This is a genomic window from Streptomyces sp. IMTB 2501, from assembly GCF_001953885.1.
In the GTDB taxonomy this organism is placed as follows: domain Bacteria; phylum Actinomycetota; class Actinomycetes; order Streptomycetales; family Streptomycetaceae; genus Streptomyces.
This window is the reverse complement of sequence record NZ_MQUS01000017.1, coordinates 136,214-161,490: the sequence shown is the minus strand read 5'-3', so window position 1 is coordinate 161,490 and position 25,277 is coordinate 136,214. Positions and strand designations below refer to the sequence as shown.

Sequence of the window (25,277 nt, the reverse complement as noted above, 5' to 3'; positions counted from 1 at the left end):
TTGTGACTTCGACCACTACTGGCCTGGTGGGGGGTAATCGCTTGCAGGGTAAGAAGGTCCAACGGGTTGCGATTAAGGTAAATCGCAGGGAATGTCCCATGTAAGGGGTAAGTGTGACCCGTTGTGCCGCAGCCCGATGTGAGCGTGGTCATCGGGGCGTGCGAAGCGATGCCGAATCTGGTCGAGTGCCTGGCGTCCGCCGGGGCGCAGACCATCGATCCCGAACGCTTCGAGGTCATCGCGGTCGACGACGGCTCGACGGACGGCACCGGGGAATGCCTGGAGGAGTTCGCCGCCCGCGCCCCCATGCGCGTCACCGTCATCCGCCAGGCGAACTCCGGCGGCCCGAGCGGCCCCCGCAACGTCGGCCTCGCCAAGGCGAGCGGCCGGTACGTCTTCTTCCTCGACGCCGACGACCGGCTCGGCCCCCAAGCGCTTCAGCGCATGGTCGCCATGGGCGACGAGAACGGCACCGACGCGGTGCTCGGCAAGGTCGAGGGCGTCAACCGCACCGCGCCGAAGTCCATGTGGGGCAAGACCCTCGGCCGGACCGACGTCTTCTCCTCCAACGTCAAGTTCACCCTGAGCGCCCAGAAGCTGTTCCGCCGCGCACTGCTGGACAGGCACGGCATGCGCTTCGACGAGTCGCTGTTCACCGACGAGGACGCCCTCTTCATCATGGAGGCGTACCTGCGCGCGAATGGCGTCTCCGTCCTCGCCGACCACCCCTGCTACCACCTGGTCGGCCGCGACGACGGCAAGCACGTCATCAAGAGCGGCAGCCGCACCGTGCGCTTCGACTCCGCGCGCCCTGATGAAGCTGCTCGCCGACATGGTCCCGGCCGGCGAGCGGCGCGACCTCCTCATGATCCGGCCGTTCCTCATCACCCTGCTGCCGCAGTTCGGGCCGAAGTTCCTCAAGGGCGGCGACGAGGTCCGCCGGCGCAAGCTGGAACTGGCCGAGCCGCTGACGGAGGCCTGCTGGACACCCGGTGTGGCCCGCCGGCTCAAGGTCCACGAGCGGCTGCGGCTGCACCTGATCCCCGCCAGCGAGCCGATCCGCTGCTGGACGTCGTCGAGTTCGTCAAGGCGAAGAAGCAGGCCGGCGCGATCCCGGAGAAGCGCGGCACCCGCGTCTGCCTCGTCCACCCGCGCTTCCGGTCCAAGGCGGCGGGCGTCCCGGACGACATCCACCTCGCCGAGCCCCGCGAGGCCCGCGCCGTCCACGGCCACCGCGAGGCCGCAGCCAGCTCCTTCCTGCGCCGGGCACTCCGCAAGGTGCGGCGGATGCTGACGCCGAACGACTTCAGGGCGGCGGCCTGACGGGCCTTGATTTCCACAAGCGCAGAGCGTGAGCGGACGGCTACGCACCGCCTGTCCGGAGGGTGGACCGGTGGGCACGGGACGATCCCCTTCGCGTAGATTGCCAAGAGGCGGCCGGAACCGCGCGCGGGAAACACGAGGGGAACAGAGGGCAAGGTGGCAAGGGCTAGGCAGGCCGTGGGCGAGGCCCGCAGGATCGTCGTCAAGGTGGGCTCCTCGTCGCTGACCACCGCCGCCGGGGGCCTGGACGCCGACCGTGTCGACGCGCTGGTCGACGTGCTCGCCAAGATCCGCAGCGGGGGAGAGCGGGAGATCGTCCTCGTCTCCTCCGGCGCCATCGCCGCGGGGCTCGCCCCGCTCGGGCTGCGCCGCCGCCCGAAGGACCTCGCCCGGCAGCAGGCCGCCGCCAGTGTCGGCCAGGGCCTGCTCGTCGCCCGCTACACCGCCTCCTTCGCCCGCTACGGCGTCCGCGTCGGCCAAGTCCTGCTCACCAGCGACGACATGAGCCGCCGCGCCCACCACCGCAACGCCTCCCGCACCCTCGACAAGCTCCTCGCGATGGGCGCCTTCCCAATCGTCAACGAGAACGACACGGTCGCCACCGACGAGATCCGCTTCGGCGACAACGACCGCCTCGCCGCCCTCGTCGGCCACCTCGTCCACGCCGACCTGCTCGTCCTCCTCTCGGACATCGACGGTGTCTACGACGGGGACCCCAGCAAGCCCGGCACCTCCCGGATAGCGGAAGTGAAGGGCCCCGAGGACCTCGCCGGTGTCGAGATCGGCAGCGCGGGCAAGGCCGGCGTCGGCACCGGCGGCATGGTCACCAAGGTCGAGGCCGCCGGGATCGCTGCCGCAGCCGGCATCCCCGTGGTCCTCACCAGTGCCGTGCACGCGGCGGACGCGCTGAGCGGCGGCGACACCGGCACCTACTTCCACCCCACCGGCAAACGCTCCGCCGACCGCCTCCTGTGGCTGCAGCACGCCTCCACCCCGCAGGGCGCACTGACCCTGGACGACGGCGCGGTGGACGCGGTCGTGAAGCGCCGCACCTCCCTGCTGCCCGCCGGAATCGCCGCCGTGGAGGGCGAGTTCAGCGCCGGGGACCCCGTCGAACTGCGCGACACGACCGGGCGCGCGGTGGCCCGGGGGCTCGTCAACTTCGATGCCAAGGAGATCCCGCGGCTGATCGGGCGTTCGACCCGCGAGCTGGCCCGCGAGCTGGGTCCGGCGTACGAACGCGAGGTCGTACACAGGGACGACCTGGTGCTCCTGCACCCCTGACACTCGCAAAACCGCTCGTAAAACGGGGCGTAAGGTCCGCCCCCGGTGGGGGACGTTCCGTAAAACCACCACGCGGGGCTCCAAGGCCTGCTCAACTTTGTGTCTGGGACATGTGAAGGAACACGTTCCGTCAAGGGGCCATGCGAGCCAAGCGTGAAGGAGGCCGTCGTGAGACGAGCGCGCCCTGGGGCGACGTCGCGCGGTGCTCTGACGAGCGTCGCGGCCGGGGACGCCTACGAAGAGCCCAAGGACCTGCCCCGCCTGTGGCATGTCACCCTCAGTGTCTCCGGGAAGCAGGTCCCCCTGTCCGAGCTGCGGCGGGCCCTGGAACAGCTGGCCCACGACCACCCCTTCCTGCTCACCAGCAGATACGCGCCCGACCACGCCGAGATCCGGTACTGGGAAGAGGCCCGCGATCTGCACGACGCCGCCGCCGTGGCCCTGCGCCTGTGGGGCGAGCACCGGCAGAGCGCCGGCCTGCCTGCCTGGGAGATCGTCGGCCTGGAGGTCATCGACCGCGAGACCTACCACCACCGCATCGCCGAGGGATACGGCCCGGCACCGGCGACGCCGGTCGGGGTGCATCCCTTTTGAGCGGTCCTGAGGGCTTGTCTCGCGGTTTGGGATGAGCGGTGAGCGCGCGGCACCGCGCACTACCCTTCCCTCATGACCACGCTCTCGCCGTACGACTCCATGTCCCCGGTCACCCAGGCCGCCTACCGGGCCAAGGCCGCCGCCGCCGACCTCGCGCCGCTCCCGCGCGCCGTGAAGGACGACGCGCTGCTCGCCATCGCCGACGCCCTGGAGGTCCGGACCAGCGAGATCGTCGAGGCCAACGCCAAGGACATCGCCAAGGCCCGGGAGAACGGCACCAGCGAGGCCATCGTCGACCGGCTCACCCTCACCCCCGAGCGGGTCCGCGCCATCGCCTCCGACGTCCGCGACGTCGCGAAGCTGCCCGACCCGGTCGGCGAGATCGTCCGCGGCTCCACCCTGCCCAACGGCATCGACCTGCGCCAGGTCCGCGTCCCGCTCGGCGTCGTCGGCATCATCTACGAGGCCCGCCCGAACGTCACCGTCGACGCCGCCGCCCTCTGCCTGAAGTCCGGCAACGCCGTCCTGCTGCGCGGCTCCGCCTCCGCCTACGAGTCGAACACCGCCCTCGTCCGCGTCATCCGGGACGCCGTCGGCGGCGCCGGGCTGCCCGCCGACGCCGTCCAGCTGGTACCCGGCGAGAGCCGCGACTCCGTGCGCGAGCTGATGCGCGCCCGCGGCCTGGTCGACGTCCTCATCCCGCGCGGCGGCGCCTCCCTGATCCAGACCGTGGTCAGCGAGTCCATCGTCCCCGTCATCGAGACCGGCACAGGCAACTGCCACGTCTACGTCGACGCGACCGCCGACATCGACATGGCGATCGACATCCTGATCAACTCCAAGGCCCAGCGGGTCAGCGTCTGCAACGCCGCCGAGACCCTCCTCGTCCACCAGGACATCGCCCCCGAGTTCCTGCCGCGCGCCCTGGACGCCCTCGCCGAGGCCGGCGTCACCGTACACGCCGACGAGCGGGTCATGGCCTACGCCAAGGACTCCAAGGCGACCGTCGTGGAGGCCGTGGCCGAGGACTGGGAGACCGAGTACCTCTCCTACGACATCGCCGCAGCGGTGGTGGAATCGCTGGACAAGGCCGTCGAGCACATCCGGCTGTGGACCTCCGGGCACACCGAGGCGATCGTCACCACCTCCCAGCAGGCCGCCCGCCGCTTCACCCAGCTGGTCGATGCCACCACCGTCGCCGTGAACGCCTCCACCCGTTTCACCGACGGCGGCCAGTTCGGCTTCGGCGCCGAGATCGGCATCTCCACCCAGAAACTGCACGCCCGCGGCCCGATGGGCCTGCCGGAGCTGACCAGCACGAAGTACATCGTCACCGGCGACGGACATGTGCGCCCGTGAGATTCACCTGTTCGGCCGTACGTCCCGGGAAGGGGGCGGGCGGCCGAAATGGCGTCTCACCAGTCAGACGAATTTCCATACCGTCTGCCCAAATTGACCCCCCAGGTCTACTCTGGACCCGTGCCGGAGGACGTGGGGGGCATGCCGTTCCCTGACGGCTGGGAGCCCGACGACGACCACGACCACGGGGTGTCGGACGAAGAGTTCGCCTCCGTGGTCTTCGACGAGGCCTTCGTACAGGCGGCCGTGGTCCATGAGCCGACCGCCGTCGAACGCCTCCTGGCCGCCGCACAGGCCAGAGCCGAGGCCTCCGAGGCGGAGGCCCGCCGCGCCCACGCCCGAGGCGAGCGCTACGACGACAAGTACTCCCCCGAGGGGACCGATCTCAGCCAAGATCGGGACGATGACGAGCTGGACGACACCTACGTCCTCGACGAGCGCCACAGCCCCTTCGGCCCCTACGGCAAACAGGTCCGCTGGCACCGCCCCGTCGCCTGGCTGCTCGCCGTCGTCATGGGCATAGGCATGGTCGCCCTGGCCTTCGCCGCCGTCTACCGAGGCGGCTCCGCCGGCACCCGCGACGGGGTCCCCACGCCCGCCTCGACCGGCCTGGAACAGGGCGGCGCCGCCGCGCCCTCCGCCGCCGCCGACTCCTCCCAGCCGGCCGCCTCGGCCATCCCGCGCTCCCCCTGAGCGCCCGCCCCCACTTTTGGTGAGCACCTGTCAGAAGTTGTCGTGTAGCAGGGCGTTTACCTGAGGCCCCCGAGACCTACTCTGAAAGTATGGGCGAGCCTGGAGACCCACCGGAGGGCGCACCCGAGGGCGGCCCCGCAGGTGGAGAGGACGAGTACCGATCCGTCGTGTTCGACGAGTCGTTCGTCCGTGCTGCCCGCCTCCAGGAGTACTCCGCCGAGGAGCGGATGGCCGACCACGCGCCCGCCGTACGCCGTCGCCCGCCCCTGCACCGCGGACTCACCCGGCAGGCCCTGGTCCTCGTCCTGCTGATCGCCGTGGCCTTCGGCACCGCGGTCTACATGGGCGTCCGCCACCCCTACGGCGCCCCGCAGACCCGGCGCCCCGCCGAGCCGCTGCGGATGACGGTGATCCCGCTCGCCCCGACGGACAAGGTGCCCGGCGCCGCCGACCCCGAGTACCTGTACGCGCACAGCCACGCCGCTCCGTTCGATGTCGGCGCCGAGGGGATTCCGCTGCCGGCCGCCCGCGGCACCGCCCACTTCTCCGACAGCCAGGTCGTGACCGCGCTCACCACCGCCAAGGACTACATAGTCCGTTCCTCGCTCTACCCCGAGGTGCTGACCGGCCGCGAGGTCAGCCCTGTCCGTTCCCTCATCGACTCCGACCAGCTCGACCAGTTCGACCAGAGCTTCGACCACCCGGCGGCGGACGGCCGGCACGCCCCCACCGGCTGGCTGGTCCGTCTCGACCCCTCCCGCGCCCAGCTCGCCGACGACCGGATCCGCGTCCAGGGCGATCTGCAGGCCGTCGAGAGTGACTCGAGCGCGCTGGAGGTCACTGCCGACCACACCTTCGTCTACGCCCTGCGCCCCACCGGTGCCGCGGCCGGCGCCGCCGCGTCGCTGTTCACGGTCCGCCGCGAGGTGACCTTCCGCTTCACCCGTGACGACCTGCGCACCCATCAGGTCCAGCTGGTCACGTCCTACGTCCAGGCGGGCCCCCTCGCCTGCGCCGAGGACTCCACCGCCTACCTCCGTCCCCTGCTGGCGGGCCAGACGGCCCACACCGGCGGCCCCGCGGGCACCGATCCGTACGAGACGGACAGCCCTGCGGCTCTGTGCGGGACGCTGGCCGCCGGGGCCGAGCCGAAGGTGTGAGCGGCGTTTTCCGTGCCGGCCGGGGTGAGGGTGCGGCGCCTTTCCGGCCACCCGGAACCCGGTACCGGCCTCTCGGGCTGAGAAGGGTCCGGCACTGGCGGATCCCGCCGTCGTGGTCTACTCCTCGTCCCGCGGAGTGTCCGTCGGGCCCTCCTTCGGAGGGGGCGGGGTGCGGAAGCCCTCGAAGCCCCGGCGGACCCGGCCACCCAGGTCGCCCGCGCCGCCCGCCAGGTCGGTGACCAGCTTCATCAGCGGGTCCTTGGAGGTCTTCACATCGCTCGCGTAGCTGGCCGCCGACTCGCGGAACGAGTCACTGACCGAGGTGTCCTTGTCCTCGTCGCGCCGCGGGTAGTGGCCGTCCATGATCCGCTGGAAGTCCCGGGACTCGGCCCACTTCTTCAGCTCGGCCGCCCGCACGGCGGTGAACGGGTGTGAGCGGGGCAGCACGTTCAGGATCTTCAGCACCGAGTCGCGCAGATCGCCCCCTGACTCGTACTCCTCGGCCTGCTCCAGGAACGCGTCCACGTTCATCTCGTGCAGATGGTTGCCGCCCGCGATCTTCATCAGGCCGCGCATCGAGGCCTGCAGGTCCTGCCCCACCAGCAGCCCCGCCCGGTCGGCGGACAGCTCCGACTTGCGGAACCACTCCCTGAGCGCCGTGATGATCGCCATGATCGCGAGGTTGCCCAGCGGGATCCAGGCCACCTTCAGCGCGAGGCTGGTCAGGAACAACAGGATCGTGCGGTACACCGAGTGCCCGGACAGCGCGTGTCCCGCCTCGTGTCCGACGACCGCCCGCATCTCCTCCTCGTCGAGGAGCTCCACCAACCCGGTGGTGACGACGATGATCGGCTCGTCCAGGCCGATGCACATCGCGTTCGGCTGCGGATCCTGTGTGACGTACATCGGCGGGACCTTCTCCAGGTCCAGGATGTAACAGGCGTCCTGCAGCATGTCGTGCAGGTGCTGGAACTGCCGCTCGGAGACGCGCACCGAGTCGGACAGGTACAGCAGTCTCAGGCTCCGCTCGGGCAGCAGCCCGCTGAGCGCCTTGAAGACGGTGTCGAATCCGCTCAGCTTGCGCAGCGCGACCAGGGCCGAGCGGTCGGACGGATGCTCATAGGCACGCGAGGAGATCCCCGGGAAGCGCCTGCGCTGCCTGCTCGGCACGCGCTCGTGCCCCGTGTGCTGCTGGCCGTCGTCGGACATGTCTTCCCCCATGTGCGTATGAGTGCCCGCTGTGCCCCCGAGGCGGAGCCCAGCCTAGGCGGAGATACCGTGGACGGGCAGTACAGCCGAAGGAGTCCACCCATGGAGCATCACCCCGCAGCCGCCTGGCTGACCGAGGCCGCCACGAGCGCCGTCCAGCAGCACGGGGCGGGGAATCTGCTCCGCATCGTCCTGATCGTCATGATCCTGGGCTGTGCACTGACCGCCTGGTTCCTGCTGCGCGGCTACAAGAAGAAAGACGACTGACAGTCGGCGAAAGTTCCGGCTGCCGCCCCCGACGGCGGAGTCGGCGTGATCGCCGCCGGGCCGCCCGCATACGATGAGCCGACATCTTTATCCCGCCCACACGCGTTAGGTCCTGCCGAAGATGAGCCTTCACAGCACCGCAGCCCACTTGGTCACCCTCGCCGAAGCCGAAGGCGGCCACCACAACAGCCTGAACCCGGCCATCACCGGTGGCAGCGCCCTCGTCATCCTGCTGCTCCTGCTGTGGATCACCACCCGCTTCAACCGCGACCGCTGAGCCGGACCCCGTCCCCGGCCGGACGCCCGAGACCGGGCCGGTAGGGTCTGCACGCATGGGAGAGCAGGACATGCCTACCGGTCCGGCGTACGAGAGCGCCGACGACACGGTGAAGCACCCGCAGTACCGGCCGGGCCAGGGCCCCGCCAACGCGGGCAAGCGCCGCCTGGGCGTCATGGGCGGAACATTCGATCCGATCCACCACGGGCACCTCGTGGCGGCCAGCGAGGTCGCCGCGCAGTTCCACCTCGACGAGGTGGTGTTCGTGCCCACCGGCCAGCCGTGGCAGAAGTCCCACCGCAAGGTCTCCCCGGCCGAGGACCGCTATCTGATGACGGTCATCGCGACCGCCGAGAACCCGCAGTTCTCCGTCAGCCGTATCGACATCGACCGCGGCGGTCCCACCTACACCGTGGACACCCTGCGCGATCTGCGCGCCCTCAACCCCGACACAGACCTGTTCTTCATCACCGGCGCCGACGCCCTCGCTCAGCTGCTGACCTGGCGGGACAGCGAGGAACTGTTCTCCCTCGCCCACTTCATCGGCGTCACGCGGCCCGGGCACCACCTGACCGATCCGGGTCTGCCGGAGGGCGGTGTGTCGTTCGTCGAGGTGCCGGCGCTCGCCATCTCCTCCACAGACTGCCGTGCGAGAGTCGCCAAGGGAGACCCCATCTGGTACATGGTGCCGGACGGAGTCGTGCGCTACATCGACAAGCGCGAGCTGTACCGCGGCGAGTGAGCCGAGAGGGGCACCGGTGAACAACCGATACGACGTGGGCGACGCCGGCTACGGCGCAGGCCCGTACGAACTCGTCGGCTACGACGAGCACGGCCAGCCCGTGTACCGGCAGATCCCGGCACAGCAGTCTCCACAGGCCCAGCAGGCCCCCTACGACCCGTACGCCCAGCAACAGGGCTACGGCTACGATCCGTACGCCACCGGCCAGCAGCAGCCGGTGCCCCCCTACGACTCCGGCCGGCCCGCACCCGGGTACGACCCCTACGGCGCCCAGGCCCCGTACGACCCCTACGGCACCGGAACCCACCAGACCGCCGGCTACGACCCCTACGGGCAGGCCGCGAGCAGCGGGCAGCAGCCCCGGGTCACCGAGCAGACCGCCTATATCCCGCAGCAGGCCGGCCCGGCGGAGGAACCGCACGCCCCGGGACGGCCAGGGCAGCGGCGGGACGGGGACGAACGGGACTACCACACCGAGCAGTTCGCGTTCGTCGAGGAGCCGGACGGCGACTCCGAGGACGTCATCGACTGGCTGCAGTTCACCGAGAACCGCTCCGAGCGCCGCGAGGAGGCCCGCCGCCGCGCCCGCAGCCGGATCATCGCCCTGTTCGTCGTCCTCGCCCTCGTCGCCGTCGGCGGCGTCGGCTACCTCTGGTACGCCGGGAAGCTGCCGAGCCTGTCCTCGTCCGGTTCCAAGCCCGGCGCGGGCACGCCGGTCGGCGCCCAGAAGCGCGACGTGATCGTCGTCCACCTGCACAACACCGCCAAGGGCGGCACCTCCACGGCACTGCTGGTCGACAACACCACGACCAAGCAGGGCAGTACCGTGCTGCTGCCCAACTCCCTGGCCCTGAGCGGCGACGACGGCTCCACCACGACCCTCGCCAAGTCGGTGGACGGCGACGGCTCCTCCGGCACCCGGGACCAGCTCGGCACCGTTCTCGGCACCAGCATCCAGGGCACCTGGCGCCTCGACACCCCCTATCTGCAGAACCTCGTCGACCTGGTCGGCAACATCGACCTCGACACCAACACCGACGTGCCCGACCCGGACACCAAGAAGACGGGTGCCGAGCCGATCGTCCACAAGGGCAGCGCCCAGACCCTCAGCGGCAAGATGGCCGTCGCCTACGCCACCTACCGGGCCTCCGGCGAGTCCGAGGACGCCCAGCTTGAGCGGTTCGGCCAGGTCATGCAGGGCGTGCTGCGCAAGCTGTCCTCCGATCCGTCGGCGGCCACGACGACCGTGCAGACCCTGGCGCAGATCCTCGACCCGCCGCTCACCGACCAGGACCTCGGCGCCTTCCTCGCCAAGCTCGCCGACCTCGCCAAGAGCGGCTCCTACAAGACCGCCCTGCTGCCCGTGCAGCCCGACGGCACGCTGAGCGCGAAGACCAGCGACAGCGTGGTCAAGGACATCCTCGGCGGCACCGCCAAGAGCCCCGACGCGGGCTCCGCGGTCCGGGTCTCCGTGCAGAACGCCACCGGTGTGAAGGACGACACCGAGAAGGCCCGCGTGGTGCTGCTCAACGGCGGCTTCACCTTCCTGGAGGGCGGCAGCGCCTCCGGCACCCAGGCCGCCTCGAAGGTGACCTACTCGGACGCCTCCCACAAGTCCGACGCCGCCGAGGTCGCCAAGACCCTCGGCCTGCCCGCCGGCTCCGTGGCCAAGGGAACCGTCTCCTCGGGTGCCGACGTCTCGGTCGTCCTCGGCCGGGACTACCAGCCCGGCAGCTCGTGACCAGGTCCCGGGCACCCCACGTGGCACCGTAATCGCGTGGGGTGCGCCGGGCGGTCCGTGAGACCCTTGAGGTCTAGTGACCGCCGACCGAAAGCTTGCTTGTGACCGCCACCGACCGTTCTCTTGACCTCATCAACACCGCTGCCCAGGCGGCGGCCGACAAGCTCGCCCACGACGTCATCGCGTACGACGTCAGCGATGTGCTGTCGATCACGGACGCCTTCCTGCTGGCCTCCGCGCCGAACGACCGCCAGGTGAAAGCCATCGTCGACGAGATCGAGGAGCGCCTGCTGAAGGAGCTCGGCGCCAAGCCGGTGCGCCGTGAGGGAGACCGCGACTCCCGCTGGATCCTGCTCGACTACGTCGACATCGTCGTCCACGTCCAGCACAGCGAGGAGCGTGTCTTCTACGCCCTGGAGCGGCTGTGGAAGGACTGCCCCGAGCTGGAGCTGCCCGCCGACGCCAAGGCCACCCGCGGCAAGGCGGCGGAGCACGCCAGGCTGCAGGCCGCCGAGGCCGAGCGGGAGCCGGGCGGGGAGTGGTGATGAGCACCACCGGAGAGGTCACCGACCGCAAGGACCGCGGCCGCCGCATCATCCTGTGGCGGCACGGCCAGACCGCCTGGAACGTGGAGCGGCGCTTCCAGGGCAGCACGGACGTCGCCCTGACCGAGACCGGCATCGGCCAGGCTCGCCGCGCCGCCCGGCTGCTGGCCTCCCTGGGGCCCGACGCGATCATCTCCTCGGACCTGCAGCGGGCGGCGGGCACGGCCGCCGAGCTGGCCGCCCTCACCGGCCTCGACATCACCCGCGAAGAGGGCCTGCGCGAGACCTACGCGGGCCTCTGGCAGGGGCTGACGCACGCCGAGATCATCGCCCGCTACGGCGAGCAGTACGCCGCCTGGAAGCGCGGCGAGGCCGTCCGCCGCGGCGGCGGCGAACTGGAGACCGAGGTCGCCGACCGTGCCGCACCCGTCGTCCTCAGGCACGCCGAGAAGCTGCCCGAGGACGGCACCCTCGTCGTCGTCAGCCACGGCGGCACCATCCGCACCACCATCGGCCGGCTGCTCGGCCTGGAGGCCCGGCACTGGGAGAGCCTCGGCGGCCTCTCCAACTGCTGCTGGTCCGTGCTCGGCGAGGGCGCGCGCGGCTGGCGCCTGCTGGAGCACAACGCGGGCACCCTCCCGGAGCCCGTCCTCGGCGACGACGACTGAGCCCCAGCAGGCTCGCGGACCCCGGATTTCACTTTCTGGCAGGTCACAGGCTAAAGTTCTTCTTGTTCGCCCCGCCGAGCGGGAAGAACGCGAGGGGCTATAGCTCAGTTGGTAGAGCGCCTGCATGGCATGCAGGAGGTCAGGAGTTCAATTCTCCTTAGCTCCACTGATCGACACTCCGCCGAGTTGTCAAAGATCGGTGATGAAGGTCCCGTCCCCGTCAGGGGGCGGGACCTTCCGCATTCCGGCGGCGGGTCAGGACCTCCCGTGGCTCCCGCCGGCCGGAGCCGCGGTGCCGGCCGGCGCCCACCGGTGCGCTCGCCGCCGTGCGGCCCCGAGGGCGCGGCGGACGCCGGCGGTTTGTCGGCGACGCTCACCCGGCTCGGCGGCCTGATCGGTACGGCGTCTTTCGGCACACTGTTCCTGAACAGGCTTGAGTCACTCGGGGCTTTGCGCTCGTATACCTCTGCGGAGGCGTTCTCGGTGTGTGCCTGGGCGCTGGCCGGAACGGCCGCGGCGGGAGCCGTGTCCGGACTGGTACTGAGGCGTCGCTGACCGTATTGCTCCGGCCGTGGCAGAATCAAACGGCCGGAAGGGGGCGTGGCCCGACGGGAGGGAGTAGCGATGCCTGCGAGCATCCTTGGGGAGGTCGGCCACCTCCTCGGTGCTGCGTTGATACAGGACACGACCACCCGGCTGAGCTGCCCTTCCTGCGGTTCCGCGCATGTCGCCCAAGTTCTCGGCGACAACGGTGGAATCTCCTACGTGTGCACGGCCTGCGGCCACAGCTGGAGCTGATCGATGGGTGCACACAGGCGAAAGTGCGACTGGTGCGGGAGCGGTACCCCGATCGTCCGCGACATGGAGCCGATCAACCCCGATTACCAGTACTGGTGCGAGGAATGCGCGCGGGCGCTGATCATAAAAGGCGACCCGATCGAGACGTACCGGGAATTGGAGGGCGAGCCGATCTACGGCCGTCTCCTGGAAGAGCACTGCACACTCAAGCGGTTCTACTCCTTCGTGACGGCTTGACGCGCGCCGCACCACCATCGCGCCGCGGCAACGATGTCCGGCGAGCGCAACCGGCACCCGGCGGTGGTCTGCCGGCGACGCGATCGTGGCCACAAAAGCGGACATTCGCGGCCGTATGGGTGTGAATCCGAAAGCGATTTGGCGCTGCGTCGCCGTGCCTGTAATGTTTACGTCGTCGCCGGGGGAACCGGGCGAAACAAGAAAACAAGGGGCTATAGCTCAGTTGGTAGAGCGCCTGCATGGCATGCAGGAGGTCAGGAGTTCAATTCTCCTTAGCTCCACNNGCGGGTCACCCGGCTCGGGTGACCCGCCCCTCCGTGCGCTCAGCGGCCGAGTGCGCGCCGGCCGCGGCCCTGGGAGACGACCGGCAGATTGCGGGACGGCGCCTGCCCGCGCGTGTCTTCCTCGATGCGCAGGGCGAGCGCCGGGCAGCGGCGCACCGCGCGCAGTGCCTTCGCCTCCGCGTACCGCGGCACCTGCGCCTGGGCGACGGTCGGGAAACCGTCGGCGCCGAGTTCGAACACCTCGGGGAGGATGTCGGCGCACAGTCCGTGGCCCCGGCACAGCGTCCAGTCGACGTAGATCTTCTGGCGGCTGGCGCCGGTCTCCTCGGGCTCTCCGCCGCCCAGGATGCCCGTAGGGGCCCTGCCCCCCTCGAAGAGCGGCAGAACGCCCTCCACGGGCCGTCCGCAGCCGTTTCCGAGGACGTGCGCGGCAAGGTCGTCCGTGAACGCCTTGATGGTCGACTCCAGGAACATCGCCGAGCCGTCCGGATGCGAACACGCACCGCGCCGCTTCACGTTCTTCGCGACCTGCTTCAGCGCCTCCAGGGCCGCCGGACCACCGCCGTTGAGGATGTCCTCCATGCCGCGCGCGGCCGCGGGCAGTCCGAGGTAGCAGGGGCCGCACTGGCCCGCGCTCTCCTCGGCCAGCCACTGGGCCACCCGCAGCGACTCACCCAGCGGGCAGGTGTCCTGGCCGATCGGCAGGATCGCGCCCGCGCCCAGCGAACCGCCCACGGCGTCCAGCGAGTTCCGGGAGACGATCGCCTCGTTCACGGTCGCCGCGTCGATCCACTTGCCGTGGTAGCCGCCGGTCAGCACGCCCTGCGGTACCGGCGGGGCGCCCGCCAGCTGCAGCACGTAGCGCAGCGGCACGCCCGTGGGGACCTCAAGCACCATCGGGCGGGCGACCGCGCCGGAGACGGTGAGCATCACGGTGCCCGGCTCGTCGTACAGGCCGGTGTTGCCGTAGCGCTCGGGGCCGATGCGGGCGGCTATGGCCAGCTGCGCGAACGTCTCCGCGTTCGACAGCAGCGTGGGCGCGCCGCCGACACCGCTCTGCGAGGCGCTGATCTTGCGGCCGGGCGGGATCGCCGGGCCGCCGTCGATCGAGCGGATCAGCGAGGCGGCGGCGCCGGTGACCATGCGCACCGGGTTGCGCTGTACCCACGCGCGGAGCGCCGATCTGCGGCTGTTGCTCAGCCCGCGTTCGGCGAGCGCGGCCTCCATGGAGCGCTGCGTGGACTCCCGTGTGACGCCGATCACGAGCGTCCGCGCGCCGAGCGCCTCCGCGCACAGCAGCGCGCCGTCGAGGATCAGGTGCGGGGCGCGGTTGATCAGCACCGTGTCCTTGCGGCAGGCCGGTTCGTCCTCGCTGCCGTTGACCACGACGACCGGCCGCACCCCGCGTTTGATCGCCGACTCGGCGACCGAGCGCAGCTTCTTGTGGAACGGGAAGCCGGCGCCGCCGCGGCCCTTGAGGTTGATGCGTTCGGCGAGCTGTGCGAGCTGCTCGCCGCCGAGCGGGTCGAGCGGACCGTGCACCTTCAGGTGCATGGGCAGATCGAGTCGTTCCACAAGGTCGAAGCCCGACGTGAGCTGCGGAAGGCCGACCACGCGGACTTCGGGGACGTCGGGCAGGGCCTCGTTCACTTAAAGCCTCCGGACGGCATGTTCCAAGGTTCGCCCGAACCCGGTGTGTCGTAGGACACGCCGGGCAGCGTTTCGGTAGCGGGACCGTCGTTGTACGTGTCACTGGCGTTGTACGTGCCGTAGAAGCCGTTTGTCTCACCGTTGTCGTACATGTCACTTCCGCCGTATCCGTTGGCGACCGAACTGTCATAGACCGGGATGGTGTGTCCGGTGTCCTGGAACGGGTCGTACGCGGATGGCGGGGCCTCGCCGACCGGCGGCGGGGACGGGACCGGCCAGTCGCCCGAGGTGCTGGAGGGGCCGTCCACGCGCGGGAAGGCCTCCGTGGCCTGCATGTCCAGCGGCAGGTCCATGCGGGCGGTCCGGCCGGCCGCGTACGGCTGCTGGGAGCGGCCCGGCGTGGAGACGGCGCGGTAGGCGGCCGCGAAGCCCGACGCGGGCTCTGCGGCGGAGGCGGCGGGGGACTGGTACAGCGGCGCGGCCGCCGCCCCGGGCTCGCGCCCGCCCTCGAAGCCCGCAGGAGCCGCCTCGGCCATTCGGGAGCGGCTCGCCTCCAGTTCATCGAGTCCCGGTCGCTCCGAGCTGCCGAACAGTGCCACCAGCCGGTCGGCGACCCTGCGCTTGACCGGGCGCGGGGCCGCGCGCAGCGCGAGGGCGGCCATGACCGCGATCAGGGACAGCGCGTACAGGTACGTGAAGAGCGGACTTTTCACCGGGCGGCCCGCGTACAGGCCGTGGACCAGCGCGGCGCACCACGCGGGGTAGGACAGCATGTGCATCGCGCGCCAGCGGGCGGCGACCGGGGCCGGGGTGGCGAAATTGCTGCGCAGGGCGCCGGTGATACCCACGAAGATCATCAGCAGGCCCGCCAGCGAGCCCAGTCCGATCAGGCCGCCGATTCCGGTGACGCCGAGTGAGAACGGAATGATCGCGGCGATCAGCTGGGTATGGCCGAGCGCGAGTTTGACGGTGATGTGCAGCAGCAGGAACGCGATCGAGGCGATCCCCAGCGTGCGGTGCACCGCCTGGCCGATGATCCGCTGGCGGATGTTCAGGAAGATCCGGTCCTGGGCGAACAGGCCCCAGATCACCGAGCAGCTGAGTGAGACCAGGGACATCACGCCCGCGCCGAAGTTCAGGAAGTCCTGGAACTGGCTGCCTCCGACCAGCACGCTCACGGGTATCAGCAGCAGGGCGACTGCGGTCGCCACCCCGTAAGCCGAACGGCCCGGTTTGGGGAGGGAGCGGGTACTACGACGAGGGTTCATGGGGGCAACTCCGAGCAGTTTCGGGAAAGCGGTCCCGCTGCCGAACTCTAAGTGGCGCCAATACTGATCAGTATGGGGTTTGCGTTATTCCGTCGTTATCAACAGACAATCTGATTGCGGGGTGTCCCTTAGGGCACGGTACGCGAAGTAAATGTTGACCTTGGTTCAGCTTCCGCCGCGGTTCCTGGCATGTCCACAAGGGATACGGAAGCGCGTCGCGGCTTGCTCAAGGCCGTCGCCGCTCGCTCAGGGCCTGCGGTACCCTAACGCCATGCGTGCCGTACGCCTTCTGCTTAGCGGGCCGCGCTGATCAGTACCGACCCTGGTCGAACCTGAGGTCGGCATCGGCGCGGCGTCCCCTCCTGTGTGAGGGGATTTTTCGTTTCTTTGAATGTCACAGCCGCAGGCAGAGACGATCGATGGAGCTTTGAGGATCATGAGCGAGACGAACCCCGCTGCGGCCGCCGCCACGTCGGCGGAGGCCGCACCGCACCGCTACACGGCCGCCGTGGCGGCCGAGATCGAGGCACGCTGGCAGGACTTCTGGGACGCCGACGGCACCTACGCGGCGCCGAACCCCAAGGGCGACCTGGCCGGTGATCCCGAGCTGGTCGCCAGGCCCAAGAAGTTCATCATGGACATGTTCCCGTACCCCTCGGGTGCGGGCCTGCACGTCGGCCACCCGCTGGGCTACATCGCCACCGACGTCTTCGCCCGGTTCCAGCGCATGACCGGCCACAACGTCCTGCACACCCTGGGCTTCGACGCCTTCGGCCTGCCCGCCGAGCAGTACGCCGTGCAGACCGGCACGCACCCGCGCGTGTCCACCGAGGCCAACATCGAGAACATGACGGCCCAGCTGCGCCGGCTGGGCCTGGGCCACGACAAGCGCCGGTCCTTCGCCACGATCGACCCGGACTACTACAAGTGGACCCAGTGGATCTTCCTGCAGATCTTCAACTCCTGGTACGACGACGAGGCGAGGAAGGCCCGCCCGATCTCCGAGCTGGTCGCCCGGTTCGAGTCCGGTGAGCGGGGGATTCCGGGCACCACGCGCGCGTGGAGCGAGCTGAGCGCCCGCGAGCGTGCCGACATCCTGGGCGAGTACCGCCTGGCCTACGCCTCCGACGCGCCGGTCAACTGGTGCCCGGGCCTGGGCACGGTGCTGGCCAACGAGGAGGTCACCGCCGAGGGCCGCTCCGAGCGCGGCAACTACCCCGTCTTCAAGGCCAAGCTGCGCCAGTGGAACATGCGCATCACCGCCTACGCGGACCGGCTGCTGGAGGACCTGGAGGAGCTGGACTGGCCCGAGGCCATCAAGCTGCAGCAGCGCAACTGGATCGGCCGCTCCGAGGGCGCCCGCGTCGACTTCCCGATCGACGGCGAGCACATCACGATCTTCACCACCCGCCAGGACACCCTGTTCGGCGCGACCTACATGGTGCTGGCGCCCGAGCACCCGCTGGTCGAGAAGTTCACCCCCGAGGCCTGGCCCGAGGGCACGCACCAGGTGTGGACCGGCGGCCACGCCACCCCCGCCGAGGCCGTCGCCGCCTACCGCGCGCAGGCCGCCGCCAAGTCCGACGTGGAGCGCCAGGCCGAAGCCAAGGACAAGACCGGCGTCTTCACCGGCGCGTTCGCGACCAACCCGGTCAACGGCGAGCAGATCCCCGTCTTCATCGCCGACTACGTCCTGATGGGCTACGGCACCGGCGCGATCATGGCCGTCCCGGCGCACGACACCCGTGACTTCGCGTTCGCACGCGCCTTCGAGCTGCCGATCCGCTGCGTCGTCGAGCCGACCGACGGACGCGGCACCGACACCTCGGCGTGGGACGACGCGTTCGTGTCGTACGACGCGACGCTGGTCAACTCCGACAGCGACGACGTGCGGCTGAACGGCCTGGGCGTCGTCGAGGCCAAGGCCCGCATCACCGAGTGGCTGCAGGACAAGGGCATCGGCGAGGGCACCGTCAACTTCCGCCTGCGCGACTGGCTGTTCAGCCGCCAGCGCTACTGGGGCGAGCCCTTCCCGATCGTCTACGACGAGGACGGCATCGCCCACCCGCTGCCCGAGTCGATGCTGCCGCTGGAGCTGCCCGAGGTCGAGGACTACAGCCCGCGCACCTTCGACCCGGACGACGCGAACACCCAGCCCGAGACCCCGCTGTCGCGCAACGAGGAGTGGGTCGACGTCACCCTGGACCTGGGCGACGGGCCGAAGAAGTACCGCCGCGAGACCAACACCATGCCCAACTGGGCCGGTTCCTGCTGGTACGAGTTCCGCTACCTGGACCCGCACAACGACCGGCAGCTGGTCGACCCCGAGATCGAGCAGTACTGGATGGGCCCGCGTGAGGGCAGGCCGCACGGCGGTGTCGACCTGTACGTCGGCGGCGCCGAGCACGCGGTGCTGCACCTGCTGTACGCCCGCTTCTGGTCCAAGGTCCTGTACGACCTGGGCCACGTCTCGTCGGCCGAGCCGTTCCACAAGCTGTTCAACCAGGGCATGATCCAGGCCTACGTCTACCGTGACAGCCGGGGCATCGCCGTGCCGGCCGCCGAGGTGGAGGAGCGCGACGGCGCCTACTACTACCAGGGCGAGAAGGTCAGCCGCCTGCTGGGCAAGATGGGCAAGTCGCTGAAGAACGCGGTGACCCCGGACGAGATCTGCGCCGAGTACGGCGCTGACACCCTGCGCCTGTACGAGATGGCCATGGGCCCGCTGGACGTCTCCCGGCCGTGGGACACGCGCGCGGTGGTCGGCCAGTTCCGGCTGCTGCAGCGGCTGTGGCGCAACATCGTCGACGAGAACACCGGCGAGCCGACCGTGGTGGACGCGGTGCCCGACGAGGACACGCTGCGCGCCCTGCACAAGGCCATCGACGGCGTTCGCCAGGACCTGGAGGGGCTGCGCTTCAACACCGCCATCGCCAAGGTCACCGAGCTGAACAACCACCTGACCAAGGCCGGTACCCCGGTGCCGCGTTCGGTGGCCGAGCCGCTGGTGCTGATGGTCGCCCCGCTGGCCCCGCACATCGCCGAGGAGCTGTGGCGCAAGCTGGGCCACACCGACTCGGTCGTCCACCAGGACTTCCCGGTGGCCGACCCCGAGTACGTCGTGGACGAGACCGTGACCTGCGTCGTGCAGATCAAGGGCAAGGTCAAGGCCCGTCTGGAGGTGCCGCCGGCCATCTCCGAGGAGGAGCTGGAGAAGGTGGCGCTGGCCGACGAGAAGGTCGTCGCGGCGCTGGACGGCGCGGGCATCCGCAAGGTGATCGTCCGTGCACCGAAGCTGGTGAACATCGTTACGGCGTGATGACCGGACGCGTTCCGGCGTGACGACCGGACGCCGGCCGCGACCGGCATCGGGGTAGTCCCCTACGGGCAGGTTCGGGGTTCTTCTGGAACTCCGAACCTGCCCGCTGCGTTTACGGTGGAGAGCGCAGCTGCGTGTGCCGCACCGGCCGGAGGAGGAGCGTCGTGGAAGCCGTGATCGCTGTGTTCGCCGTGCTCTTCCTGCTCTTCGTCGGCCTGGGCGTGTACGCCACGGTCAAGGCGGTCGGCGCCGCCAAGCGCGGAGTGGACCGGACCATCGAGCAGGCCCGCCGCACGGTCGAGGACCACACGTTGCGCGCCAAGTCCTTCGTCCAGGTCGGCCCGGCCGCCGAGATCGCCCAGCTCCGGCTCGCTCTGCGCACGTCGATGCGGGCCACCCAGGACGCGCTGCGCGCGGGCGTGGCCGAGGACGAGTCGCTGAAGGAGTCCCTCGGCCTTTTCGAACGGCTCAGCGCGCACGGGCACGAACTGGACGCCGACCTCAGGCGCCTGGAGTCGGAGCCGGACCGGTCCGAACTCACCGCCCGCCTGCCCGAGCTGCGCAGCCGCGCCGAACGCATCACCAAGTCCGCGGACTCGCTGCGCCGGGCCGTCCGCGACCGGGCGCGCCGCTTCGTCGACGACGATCTGGGCGCGCTGAGCGACCAGATAGACATCGAGGCCGACGCCCTGCGCCACTGGACCCCGGCCGGGCCCGCGCCGGCGCCGGAACAGCGGCCCGAGCCGTCCGCTTCAACCGCCGAGGGCCCGACGGGGCAGCGGGCCCGCTCCCGGACGTCCCGCTCCGCCCAGGAGCAGCCGCCACCGTCGATCACCTCGCCGTCGCCGCGCCTCGCCCATCCCTGGCAGAAGAAGCCCCGGCCCGAGAGCACCACCTGAGGGCAGCTCCCGGCCCGTAGCACGGGGGCCGGGCTGCCGCGCGAGCGCTACGGCAGGTAACCTCCAGCTCATGTCCCGCCATGTCGCGATCGTCACCGATTCAACGGCCTACCTGCCGCCACGGACGATGGAGCGGCACGGCATCACCGCGGTACCCCTGACCGTGGTCCTCGGCGACCAGGCCCTCGAAGAGGGCACCGAGATCTCGACCCGCTCACTGGCCCAGGCGCTGCAGAAACGACGTCCCGTCACCACCTCGCGCCCGAGCCCCGAAGTGTTCGCGGCAACGTACCGCAGGGTCGCCGAGTCCGGCGCGAGCGGCATCGTCTCCCTGCACCTGTCCGCCGAACTGTCCGGCACATATGACGCGGCGGTCCTCGCGGCGCGCGAGGCGCCGGTGCCGGTACGGGTCGTGGACACCGGGATGGTCGCGATGGCCCTCGGTTTCTGCGCGCTCGCCGCGGCCGAGGCCGCGGAGGCCGGCGGCACGGTGGACGAGGCCGTCACGGCCGCCGAGAAGCGCGCCGCGGGCACGTCCGCCTACTTCTACGTCGACACCCTCGACTATCTCCGCCGGGGCGGCCGCATCGGCGCCGCACAGGCCCTGCTCGGCTCCGCGCTCGCCGTCAAACCCCTGCTCCAACTCGACGGCGGCCGCATCGAACTGCTTGAGAAGGTCCGTACGGCGTCCAGGGCCATCGCGCGTCTGGAAGAACTCACCGCCGATCGGGCGGGCAGCGCCGAAGTCGACATCGCCGTCCACCACCTCGCCGCCCCCGACCGCGCCGCCGCGCTCGCCGACCGGCTGCGGGTACGCGTGCCGGGTCTGGCCGACCTCCATGTCAGCGAGGTCGGGGCGGTGATCGGTGCACACACCGGTCCCGGGCTGCTCGGCGCTGTGGTCTCACCGCGCTGACCCTCACTCGTGTGGGTGGCGGAGTTATCCACAACTGGGCGGTCGTCCCCGGGAATTGACCAAGATCATCGCGAATCGGCGGGATGTCCCATCCTCGTCGCATGGCACTTCGATCACGTTCACGCACAGCCACTCCGACCAGCGGACCCGGCCGCGGTCCCACCTCCGAAGGCCGCCTCCGCCACCGGCGCGGCGTCCACCACCGCCGAGACCGCCACCGCCCGCCGGCACCGGCCGACGAACTGCGCCGCCGAGCGGAACTCCTCTTCGGCGAACGAGCCGCACGGTGGCGGGAGTCGGGAAACGGGCCACCGGACGGGCCCCCTGCGGATCGGGCGACCGAGACGGCAACGGCATGGGGCACGGGGCGGGCGCCTGGGCTGAAGGCGGCGCGGGCGGCGGCGACCACGGCCGTGTCTGGCCGGACTGTGCCTGGTCCGACCGTTCCACCGGACGTTGAGCCTGCCAGGGGCGAGCCGCAGAGCGCCGTGCCGGCTGGCGGGTGGGCTCCGAAGCTGACGCCGGCACCGGTAGTGAGTGCTGCCGAAGACTGCGAACCAGCCGGTGCCGTAAGCCCGTTGGAGCTGCCCGGACCCGAAGGTCCAGGGTGGCGGGAGCGGGTCGGGCTGGCGGTGCGGGAGCGGATGCCGGTGTGGCTGCAGGCTCGGTGCGGTGTGGAGCGGCGCGCCGTCGTGGCGCTCGCCGTGGTGCTCGTGGCCGCCGCCGTGTTGGCCGTACAGCACTTCTGGGCCGGGCGGACCGAGTCCGTGAGCGCCCCTCAAGTGGTGCGCGCGGAGAGGCCCTACGCCAGGAAGGGAGACGACGCGAGGACCGGTGCGGGCGCGGGTGCCTCGCCGACGCCGGGCGGACAGATCGTCGTGGACGTCAGCGGCAAGGTCCGCAATCCGGGGATCCGGCGGTTGCCGGCCGGTTCCCGGGTGGCCGACGCGCTGCGGGCGGCCGGGGGCGTCCGTCCGGGCGTGAACATCGAGGGGCTCAACCGGGCCCGATTCCTGGTCGACGGCGAACAGGTCGTTGTCGGCGGGCCCGCCGGGATGGCAGCTCCACCCGGGCCGGTCGCCGGGCCGGGTTCCGGAGCGGCCGGGGCGGCCTCTGGACCGGCCGGCACGGGCTCCGCGGCACCTGTCTCCCTCAACACGGCCACGGCGGACCAACTCGACACATTGCCCGGAGTCGGCCCGGTACTCGCTCAGCACATCATCGACTACCGCACCCAGCACGGTGGTTTCCGCTCGGTGGACGAACTGCGCGAGGTCAACGGCATCGGTGATCGCCGCTTCAGCGATCTGCGGAACCGGGTACGGCCATGAGCCGGGTGATCGACGGCGGGCTGTCGGGGCGTGGAAGGACCGGTGCACGCGCGCGTGCCGGGCGCGGAGACGACCGGCCGGAGGCGTTGGGGTCCGGCGGCGCTGTGGGGCGCGACGAGGAGCGAGGGCCCGCGCACGGCGACCGGGCGGGATCGATGGACCTGCGCCTGGTGCCGCCCGCGCTGGCCGCCTGGGCCACGGCGGCCCTGACGCTGGACACCCCGGCGGGCTGGACCGCCGCGATCGCGGTCATCTGTCTGGTGGGCGGGGTCGTGCTGCTGGCAGCGCGGAGACCCGGACGGGAGGGCCGAGTCGGGTGGGTGCTCGGGCGGTTCGTGTGGGCCCGCGCTTCGATCGCCGCCGTGCTGCTCTGCGTTGCCGCCGCGGCCGCGTCGGCCGGGCTGCACGGGGCGGACGTACGGCGCGGGCCGGTGCCAGAACTGGCCCGGCGGTACGCGGCCGTGACCGCAGAGGTCGAGGTGAGTGGCGACCCCTGGCTGAGCCGGCCACGGGTGCGCGGCGATCACGCGGCACCGATGGCGGTACTGGCCCGGGCGGAGGTGCGGCGCGTCGAGCAGAGCGACGGGACGAGCGTGTCGATGCGGACTCCGGTGCTGCTGGTCGTCGATGCGGACGTTCGGGTACCGGAGAGGAGGGCTGCTCGGAGCGGAAGTTCCTCAGCGGAAAGGCGGTCCACTGCCCGCGGCGGGCAGGGGGCTCGTGCTGCCTGGCTCGGGTTGCTGCCGTCCACGCGGCTGCGGGTGAATGGGCGGCTGGCGCCCGCGCTGACGGGTGGGGACCGGACCGCAGCCGTGCTGAGGGTGCACGGCCGGTCCGGCCCGCAGGTCGTGGCCGGACCCAGCGGGCCGCAGCGGCTGGCGGGACGGCTCAGGGCCGGACTGCGGGAGGCGACCGACGGCCTGCCCGGGGACGCACGGGCACTGCTTCCCGGGCTGGTCGTCGGGGACACCTCACGGATCACGCCCGAGCTGGACGAGGCGTTCAAGGACACGGATCTGGCCCACACGCTCGCCGTGTCCGGCAGCAACCTCACCGTCCTGCTCGCGCTGCTGATCGGGCCGCCCGGGCTGGCGCAGCAGGTCGAGCGCCGTGGTCTGGCCCCGCGCCTGGGGCTCTCGCTGCGGGCGACCGCGCTGGCCGCCGGGGTGCTCACGGTGGGATTCGTGGTCGTGAGCCGGCCCGACCCCAGTGTGCTGCGGGCCGCCGCCTGCGGCGTGGTCGCACTGCTCGCCCTGGCCACCGGGCGCCGTAGATCCCTGGTCCCGGCACTGGCCACTGCCGTCCTGCTGCTGGTGCTCTACGACCCGTGGCTGGCCCGCAGTTACGGCTTCCTGTTGTCCGTGCTGGCCACCGGCGCGCTGCTCGTCCTGGCACCGGGCTGGAGCGAGGCGCTGCGGCGGCGCCGGGTGCCGCCGAGGCTCGCGGAGGCGCTGGCGGCGGCGGCCGCGGCACAGGCGGTGTGCGCCCCCGTCACGGCGGTGCTGTCGGCGCGGGTGAGCCTGGTGGCGGTGCCGTGCAACCTGCTGGCCGAGGTGGCGGTGGCACCGGCCACGGTGCTGGGGTTCGCGGCGCTCATGGCGGCGCCGGTGGCCATGGCCCTCGCCAAGGCGCTGGCCTGGTGCGCGGGTTGGCCGGCCGGGTGGATCGCCGCAGTGGCCCGGACGGGAGCGGCGCTGCCCGGCGCGGGGGTGGGCTGGCCGGGCAGCTGGCCGGGGGCGCTGGCGCTCGCGGCGGTCACCGTGGCCGTGGTCCTGGCCGGCCGGCGGTTGGCGCGGCACCCGTGGTGGTCCGGATTGCTCGGGGTGCTGCTTCTGCTGGTGGTGGTGCGGCCGGCGCCGCTGACCCGGGTGATCACGGGCTGGCCGCCACCGGGCTGGCGGTTCGCGATGTGTGATGTCGGGCAGGGCGACGCGACCGTACTGGCGACGGGCGCGGGAGCCGGGGTGGTCGTGGACACGGGACCCGATCCGAATCTGGTCGACCACTGCCTGCGACAGCTGGGGATCACGCGTGTCCCGCTCCTCGTCCTGACCCATTTCCACGCCGACCATGTGGCGGGACTGACCGGTGTCCTACGGGGCCGCTCGGTGGCCGCGATCGAGACCACGGGCTTCGAGGAACCCGCCGACCAGGCCGCGTTCGTCAAAAGGGAGGCGGCGGCACGGCACATCCCGGTCACACGAGCGGTCGCGGGAGAGGAACGGCGCACCGGACCGGTCTCCTGGCGGGTCCTGTGGCCCCCGCCGGGCACCATGCCGCCCTCGGACCCCGAGGCCCCGGCATGGCCGGGCCTGACACCTGCGCCGGTGCCGGAGGATCCGAACGACGCCAGTGTCGCGATGCTGGTCCGCTCGGGCGGACTGCGGCTGCTGTTGCTGGGCGATCTCGAACCGCCGGCCCAGCAGGAGTTGGCGCGGTCACCTGCGGCGGCCGAGCTGGCCGGTGTGGACGTCCTGAAGGTGGCCCATCATGGCTCGGCCTATCAGGACCCGGAGCTGATACGGCTCGCGGCACCCCGGGTGGCGCTCATCTCCTGCGGTGCCGGCAACCCCTATGGCCACCCGGCACCGGCGACCGTGGCCGCGCTGCGGGCGGGCGGGGCGCTGGTGCTGCGCACCGACCGGGACGGAGAGCTCGCGGTCGGCGGGACGGGAGGGCCGGGAGGGAAGGTGACGGTGACGAAGGACTGAGG

20 protein-coding genes, 2 tRNA genes and 1 pseudogene are annotated in these 25,277 nt (G+C 71.2%); 20 read left to right on the top strand and 3 right to left on the bottom strand.

Annotated elements, in window-relative coordinates:
- The first annotated feature begins 168 nt into the window (after positions 1 to 168).
- The 6 genes and pseudogenes from AV521_RS27625 to AV521_RS27600 all read left to right on the top strand — a co-directional run bounded on the left by AV521_RS27625 (position 169) and on the right by AV521_RS27600 (position 6,413).
- Positions 169 to 1,323, top strand: a pseudogene (locus tag AV521_RS27625) (glycosyltransferase family 2 protein).
- 177 nt (positions 1,324 to 1,500) lie between these two features.
- Complete coding sequence (gene proB / locus AV521_RS27620) at positions 1,501 to 2,607, top strand: glutamate 5-kinase (protein ID WP_076091791.1); 1,107 nt, start codon at positions 1,501 to 1,503, stop codon at positions 2,605 to 2,607.
- A 168-nt stretch (positions 2,608 to 2,775) separates the two neighbouring features.
- Positions 2,776 to 3,201 (top strand): hypothetical protein, encoded by a 426-nt coding sequence (locus tag AV521_RS27615; protein WP_076091874.1) that lies wholly within the window; start codon positions 2,776 to 2,778, stop codon positions 3,199 to 3,201.
- A 72-nt stretch (positions 3,202 to 3,273) separates the two neighbouring features.
- Positions 3,274 to 4,560 carry a glutamate-5-semialdehyde dehydrogenase gene (locus tag AV521_RS27610; RefSeq protein ID WP_076091789.1) on the top strand — a complete coding sequence of 429 codons (1,287 nt, stop codon included), beginning with the start codon at positions 3,274 to 3,276 and terminating at the stop codon, positions 4,558 to 4,560.
- 48 nt (positions 4,561 to 4,608) lie between these two features.
- Positions 4,609 to 5,253: a hypothetical protein gene (locus AV521_RS27605; protein ID WP_179023422.1), complete on the top strand. Its 645-nt coding sequence runs from the start codon at positions 4,609 to 4,611 to the stop codon at positions 5,251 to 5,253.
- Positions 5,254 to 5,342: 89 nt separating this feature from the next.
- A complete protein-coding gene (locus tag AV521_RS27600) occupies positions 5,343 to 6,413 on the top strand; it encodes a hypothetical protein (RefSeq protein ID WP_076091785.1) in 1,071 nt (356 codons plus the stop codon).
- Between the two features lie 117 nt (positions 6,414 to 6,530).
- On the opposite strand, the gene AV521_RS27595 is transcribed toward AV521_RS27600, so the two are convergent.
- Positions 6,531 to 7,622, bottom strand: a complete 1,092-nt coding sequence (locus AV521_RS27595; RefSeq protein WP_076091783.1) for a M48 family metallopeptidase — start codon at positions 7,620 to 7,622, stop codon at positions 6,531 to 6,533.
- A gap of 102 nt (positions 7,623 to 7,724) precedes the next feature.
- Between AV521_RS27595 and AV521_RS47850 the strand changes: the two genes are divergently transcribed.
- The 9 genes from AV521_RS47850 to AV521_RS27560 all read left to right on the top strand — a co-directional run bounded on the left by AV521_RS47850 (position 7,725) and on the right by AV521_RS27560 (position 13,178).
- The gene (locus AV521_RS47850) at positions 7,725 to 7,889 is read left to right on the top strand and encodes a hypothetical protein (protein ID WP_107481039.1); all 165 of its coding nucleotides are present in this window, start codon (positions 7,725 to 7,727) and stop codon (positions 7,887 to 7,889) included.
- Positions 7,890 to 8,010: 121 nt separating this feature from the next.
- The gene (locus AV521_RS49440) at positions 8,011 to 8,166 is read left to right on the top strand and encodes a hypothetical protein (RefSeq protein WP_179023420.1); all 156 of its coding nucleotides are present in this window, start codon (positions 8,011 to 8,013) and stop codon (positions 8,164 to 8,166) included.
- Between the two features lie 55 nt (positions 8,167 to 8,221).
- Positions 8,222 to 8,908 carry a nicotinate-nucleotide adenylyltransferase gene (nadD, locus tag AV521_RS27590; RefSeq protein WP_179023417.1) on the top strand — a complete coding sequence of 229 codons (687 nt, stop codon included), beginning with the start codon at positions 8,222 to 8,224 and terminating at the stop codon, positions 8,906 to 8,908.
- Positions 8,909 to 8,924: 16 nt separating this feature from the next.
- Entirely contained in the window at positions 8,925 to 10,649 is a 1,725-nt protein-coding gene (locus AV521_RS27585; protein ID WP_076091781.1) for an LCP family protein, read from the top strand.
- Between the two features lie 101 nt (positions 10,650 to 10,750).
- Positions 10,751 to 11,194, top strand: a complete 444-nt coding sequence (rsfS, locus tag AV521_RS27580) for a ribosome silencing factor (RefSeq protein WP_076091779.1) — start codon at positions 10,751 to 10,753, stop codon at positions 11,192 to 11,194.
- Positions 11,194 to 11,862 (top strand): histidine phosphatase family protein, encoded by a 669-nt coding sequence (locus AV521_RS27575; protein WP_076091777.1) that lies wholly within the window; start codon positions 11,194 to 11,196, stop codon positions 11,860 to 11,862. Before rsfS ends, AV521_RS27575 begins: the two co-directional genes overlap by 1 nt.
- Before the next feature lie 93 nt (positions 11,863 to 11,955).
- Positions 11,956 to 12,028, top strand: a tRNA-Ala gene (locus AV521_RS27570).
- Positions 12,029 to 12,663: 635 nt separating this feature from the next.
- Positions 12,664 to 12,897 (top strand): hypothetical protein, encoded by a 234-nt coding sequence (locus AV521_RS27565; protein ID WP_006136074.1) that lies wholly within the window; start codon positions 12,664 to 12,666, stop codon positions 12,895 to 12,897.
- Positions 12,898 to 13,105: 208 nt separating this feature from the next.
- Positions 13,106 to 13,178 (top strand) — tRNA-Ala (locus AV521_RS27560).
- Positions 13,179 to 13,220: 42 nt separating this feature from the next.
- Here the strand turns inward: AV521_RS27560 and AV521_RS27555 are convergent.
- Together AV521_RS27555 and AV521_RS27550 are read right to left on the bottom strand one after the other, a co-directional pair.
- The gene (locus tag AV521_RS27555) at positions 13,221 to 14,831 is read right to left on the bottom strand and encodes an NADH-quinone oxidoreductase subunit NuoF family protein (RefSeq protein ID WP_076091775.1); all 1,611 of its coding nucleotides are present in this window, start codon (positions 14,829 to 14,831) and stop codon (positions 13,221 to 13,223) included.
- Positions 14,828 to 16,099, bottom strand: coding sequence for a cytochrome b/b6 domain-containing protein (locus AV521_RS27550; protein WP_179023415.1), 1,272 nt, complete (start codon positions 16,097 to 16,099; stop codon positions 14,828 to 14,830). Before AV521_RS27550 ends, AV521_RS27555 begins: the two co-directional genes overlap by 4 nt.
- 436 nt (positions 16,100 to 16,535) lie before the next feature.
- Here AV521_RS27550 and leuS point away from each other — a divergent pair, with 436 nt between their 5' ends.
- From leuS to AV521_RS27525, 5 genes are all read left to right on the top strand, one after another.
- Positions 16,536 to 19,418, top strand: coding sequence for a leucine--tRNA ligase (leuS, locus tag AV521_RS27545; protein WP_076091771.1), 2,883 nt, complete (start codon positions 16,536 to 16,538; stop codon positions 19,416 to 19,418).
- A gap of 164 nt (positions 19,419 to 19,582) precedes the next feature.
- A complete protein-coding gene (locus tag AV521_RS27540; protein WP_076091769.1) occupies positions 19,583 to 20,317 on the top strand; it encodes a hypothetical protein in 735 nt (244 codons plus the stop codon).
- Positions 20,318 to 20,387: 70 nt separating this feature from the next.
- Complete coding sequence (locus AV521_RS27535; protein ID WP_076091767.1) at positions 20,388 to 21,233, top strand: DegV family protein; 846 nt, start codon at positions 20,388 to 20,390, stop codon at positions 21,231 to 21,233.
- A 101-nt stretch (positions 21,234 to 21,334) separates the two neighbouring features.
- Positions 21,335 to 22,564 (top strand): ComEA family DNA-binding protein, encoded by a 1,230-nt coding sequence (locus tag AV521_RS27530; RefSeq protein WP_076091765.1) that lies wholly within the window; start codon positions 21,335 to 21,337, stop codon positions 22,562 to 22,564.
- Complete coding sequence (locus AV521_RS27525) at positions 22,561 to 25,275, top strand: ComEC/Rec2 family competence protein (protein ID WP_079249426.1); 2,715 nt, start codon at positions 22,561 to 22,563, stop codon at positions 25,273 to 25,275. Before AV521_RS27530 ends, AV521_RS27525 begins: the two co-directional genes overlap by 4 nt.
- Positions 25,276 to 25,277 lie beyond the last annotated feature (2 nt).

Bases quoted from the DNA above. Each gene is read 5' to 3' on its own strand.
- AV521_RS27610 (WP_076091789.1), top strand. From the start codon at position 3,274: ATGACCACGCTCTCGCCGTACGACTCCATGTCCCCGGTCACCCAGGCC.
- AV521_RS27605 (WP_179023422.1), top strand. From the start codon at position 4,609: ATGGCGTCTCACCAGTCAGACGAATTTCCATACCGTCTGCCCAAATTG.
- AV521_RS27600 (WP_076091785.1), top strand. From the start codon at position 5,343: ATGGGCGAGCCTGGAGACCCACCGGAGGGCGCACCCGAGGGCGGCCCC.
- AV521_RS27595 (WP_076091783.1), bottom strand. From the start codon at position 7,622: ATGTCCGACGACGGCCAGCAGCACACGGGGCACGAGCGCGTGCCGAGC.
- AV521_RS47850 (WP_107481039.1), top strand. From the start codon at position 7,725: ATGGAGCATCACCCCGCAGCCGCCTGGCTGACCGAGGCCGCCACGAGC.
- AV521_RS49440 (WP_179023420.1), top strand. From the start codon at position 8,011: ATGAGCCTTCACAGCACCGCAGCCCACTTGGTCACCCTCGCCGAAGCC.
- nadD (WP_179023417.1), top strand. From the start codon at position 8,222: ATGGGAGAGCAGGACATGCCTACCGGTCCGGCGTACGAGAGCGCCGAC.
- AV521_RS27575 (WP_076091777.1), top strand. From the start codon at position 11,194: ATGAGCACCACCGGAGAGGTCACCGACCGCAAGGACCGCGGCCGCCGC.
- AV521_RS27565 (WP_006136074.1), top strand. From the start codon at position 12,664: ATGGGTGCACACAGGCGAAAGTGCGACTGGTGCGGGAGCGGTACCCCG.
- AV521_RS27550 (WP_179023415.1), bottom strand. From the start codon at position 16,099: ATGAACCCTCGTCGTAGTACCCGCTCCCTCCCCAAACCGGGCCGTTCG.
- leuS (WP_076091771.1), top strand. From the start codon at position 16,536: ATGAGCGAGACGAACCCCGCTGCGGCCGCCGCCACGTCGGCGGAGGCC.
- AV521_RS27535 (WP_076091767.1), top strand. From the start codon at position 20,388: ATGTCCCGCCATGTCGCGATCGTCACCGATTCAACGGCCTACCTGCCG.
- AV521_RS27530 (WP_076091765.1), top strand. From the start codon at position 21,335: ATGGCACTTCGATCACGTTCACGCACAGCCACTCCGACCAGCGGACCC.
- AV521_RS27525 (WP_079249426.1), top strand. From the start codon at position 22,561: ATGAGCCGGGTGATCGACGGCGGGCTGTCGGGGCGTGGAAGGACCGGT.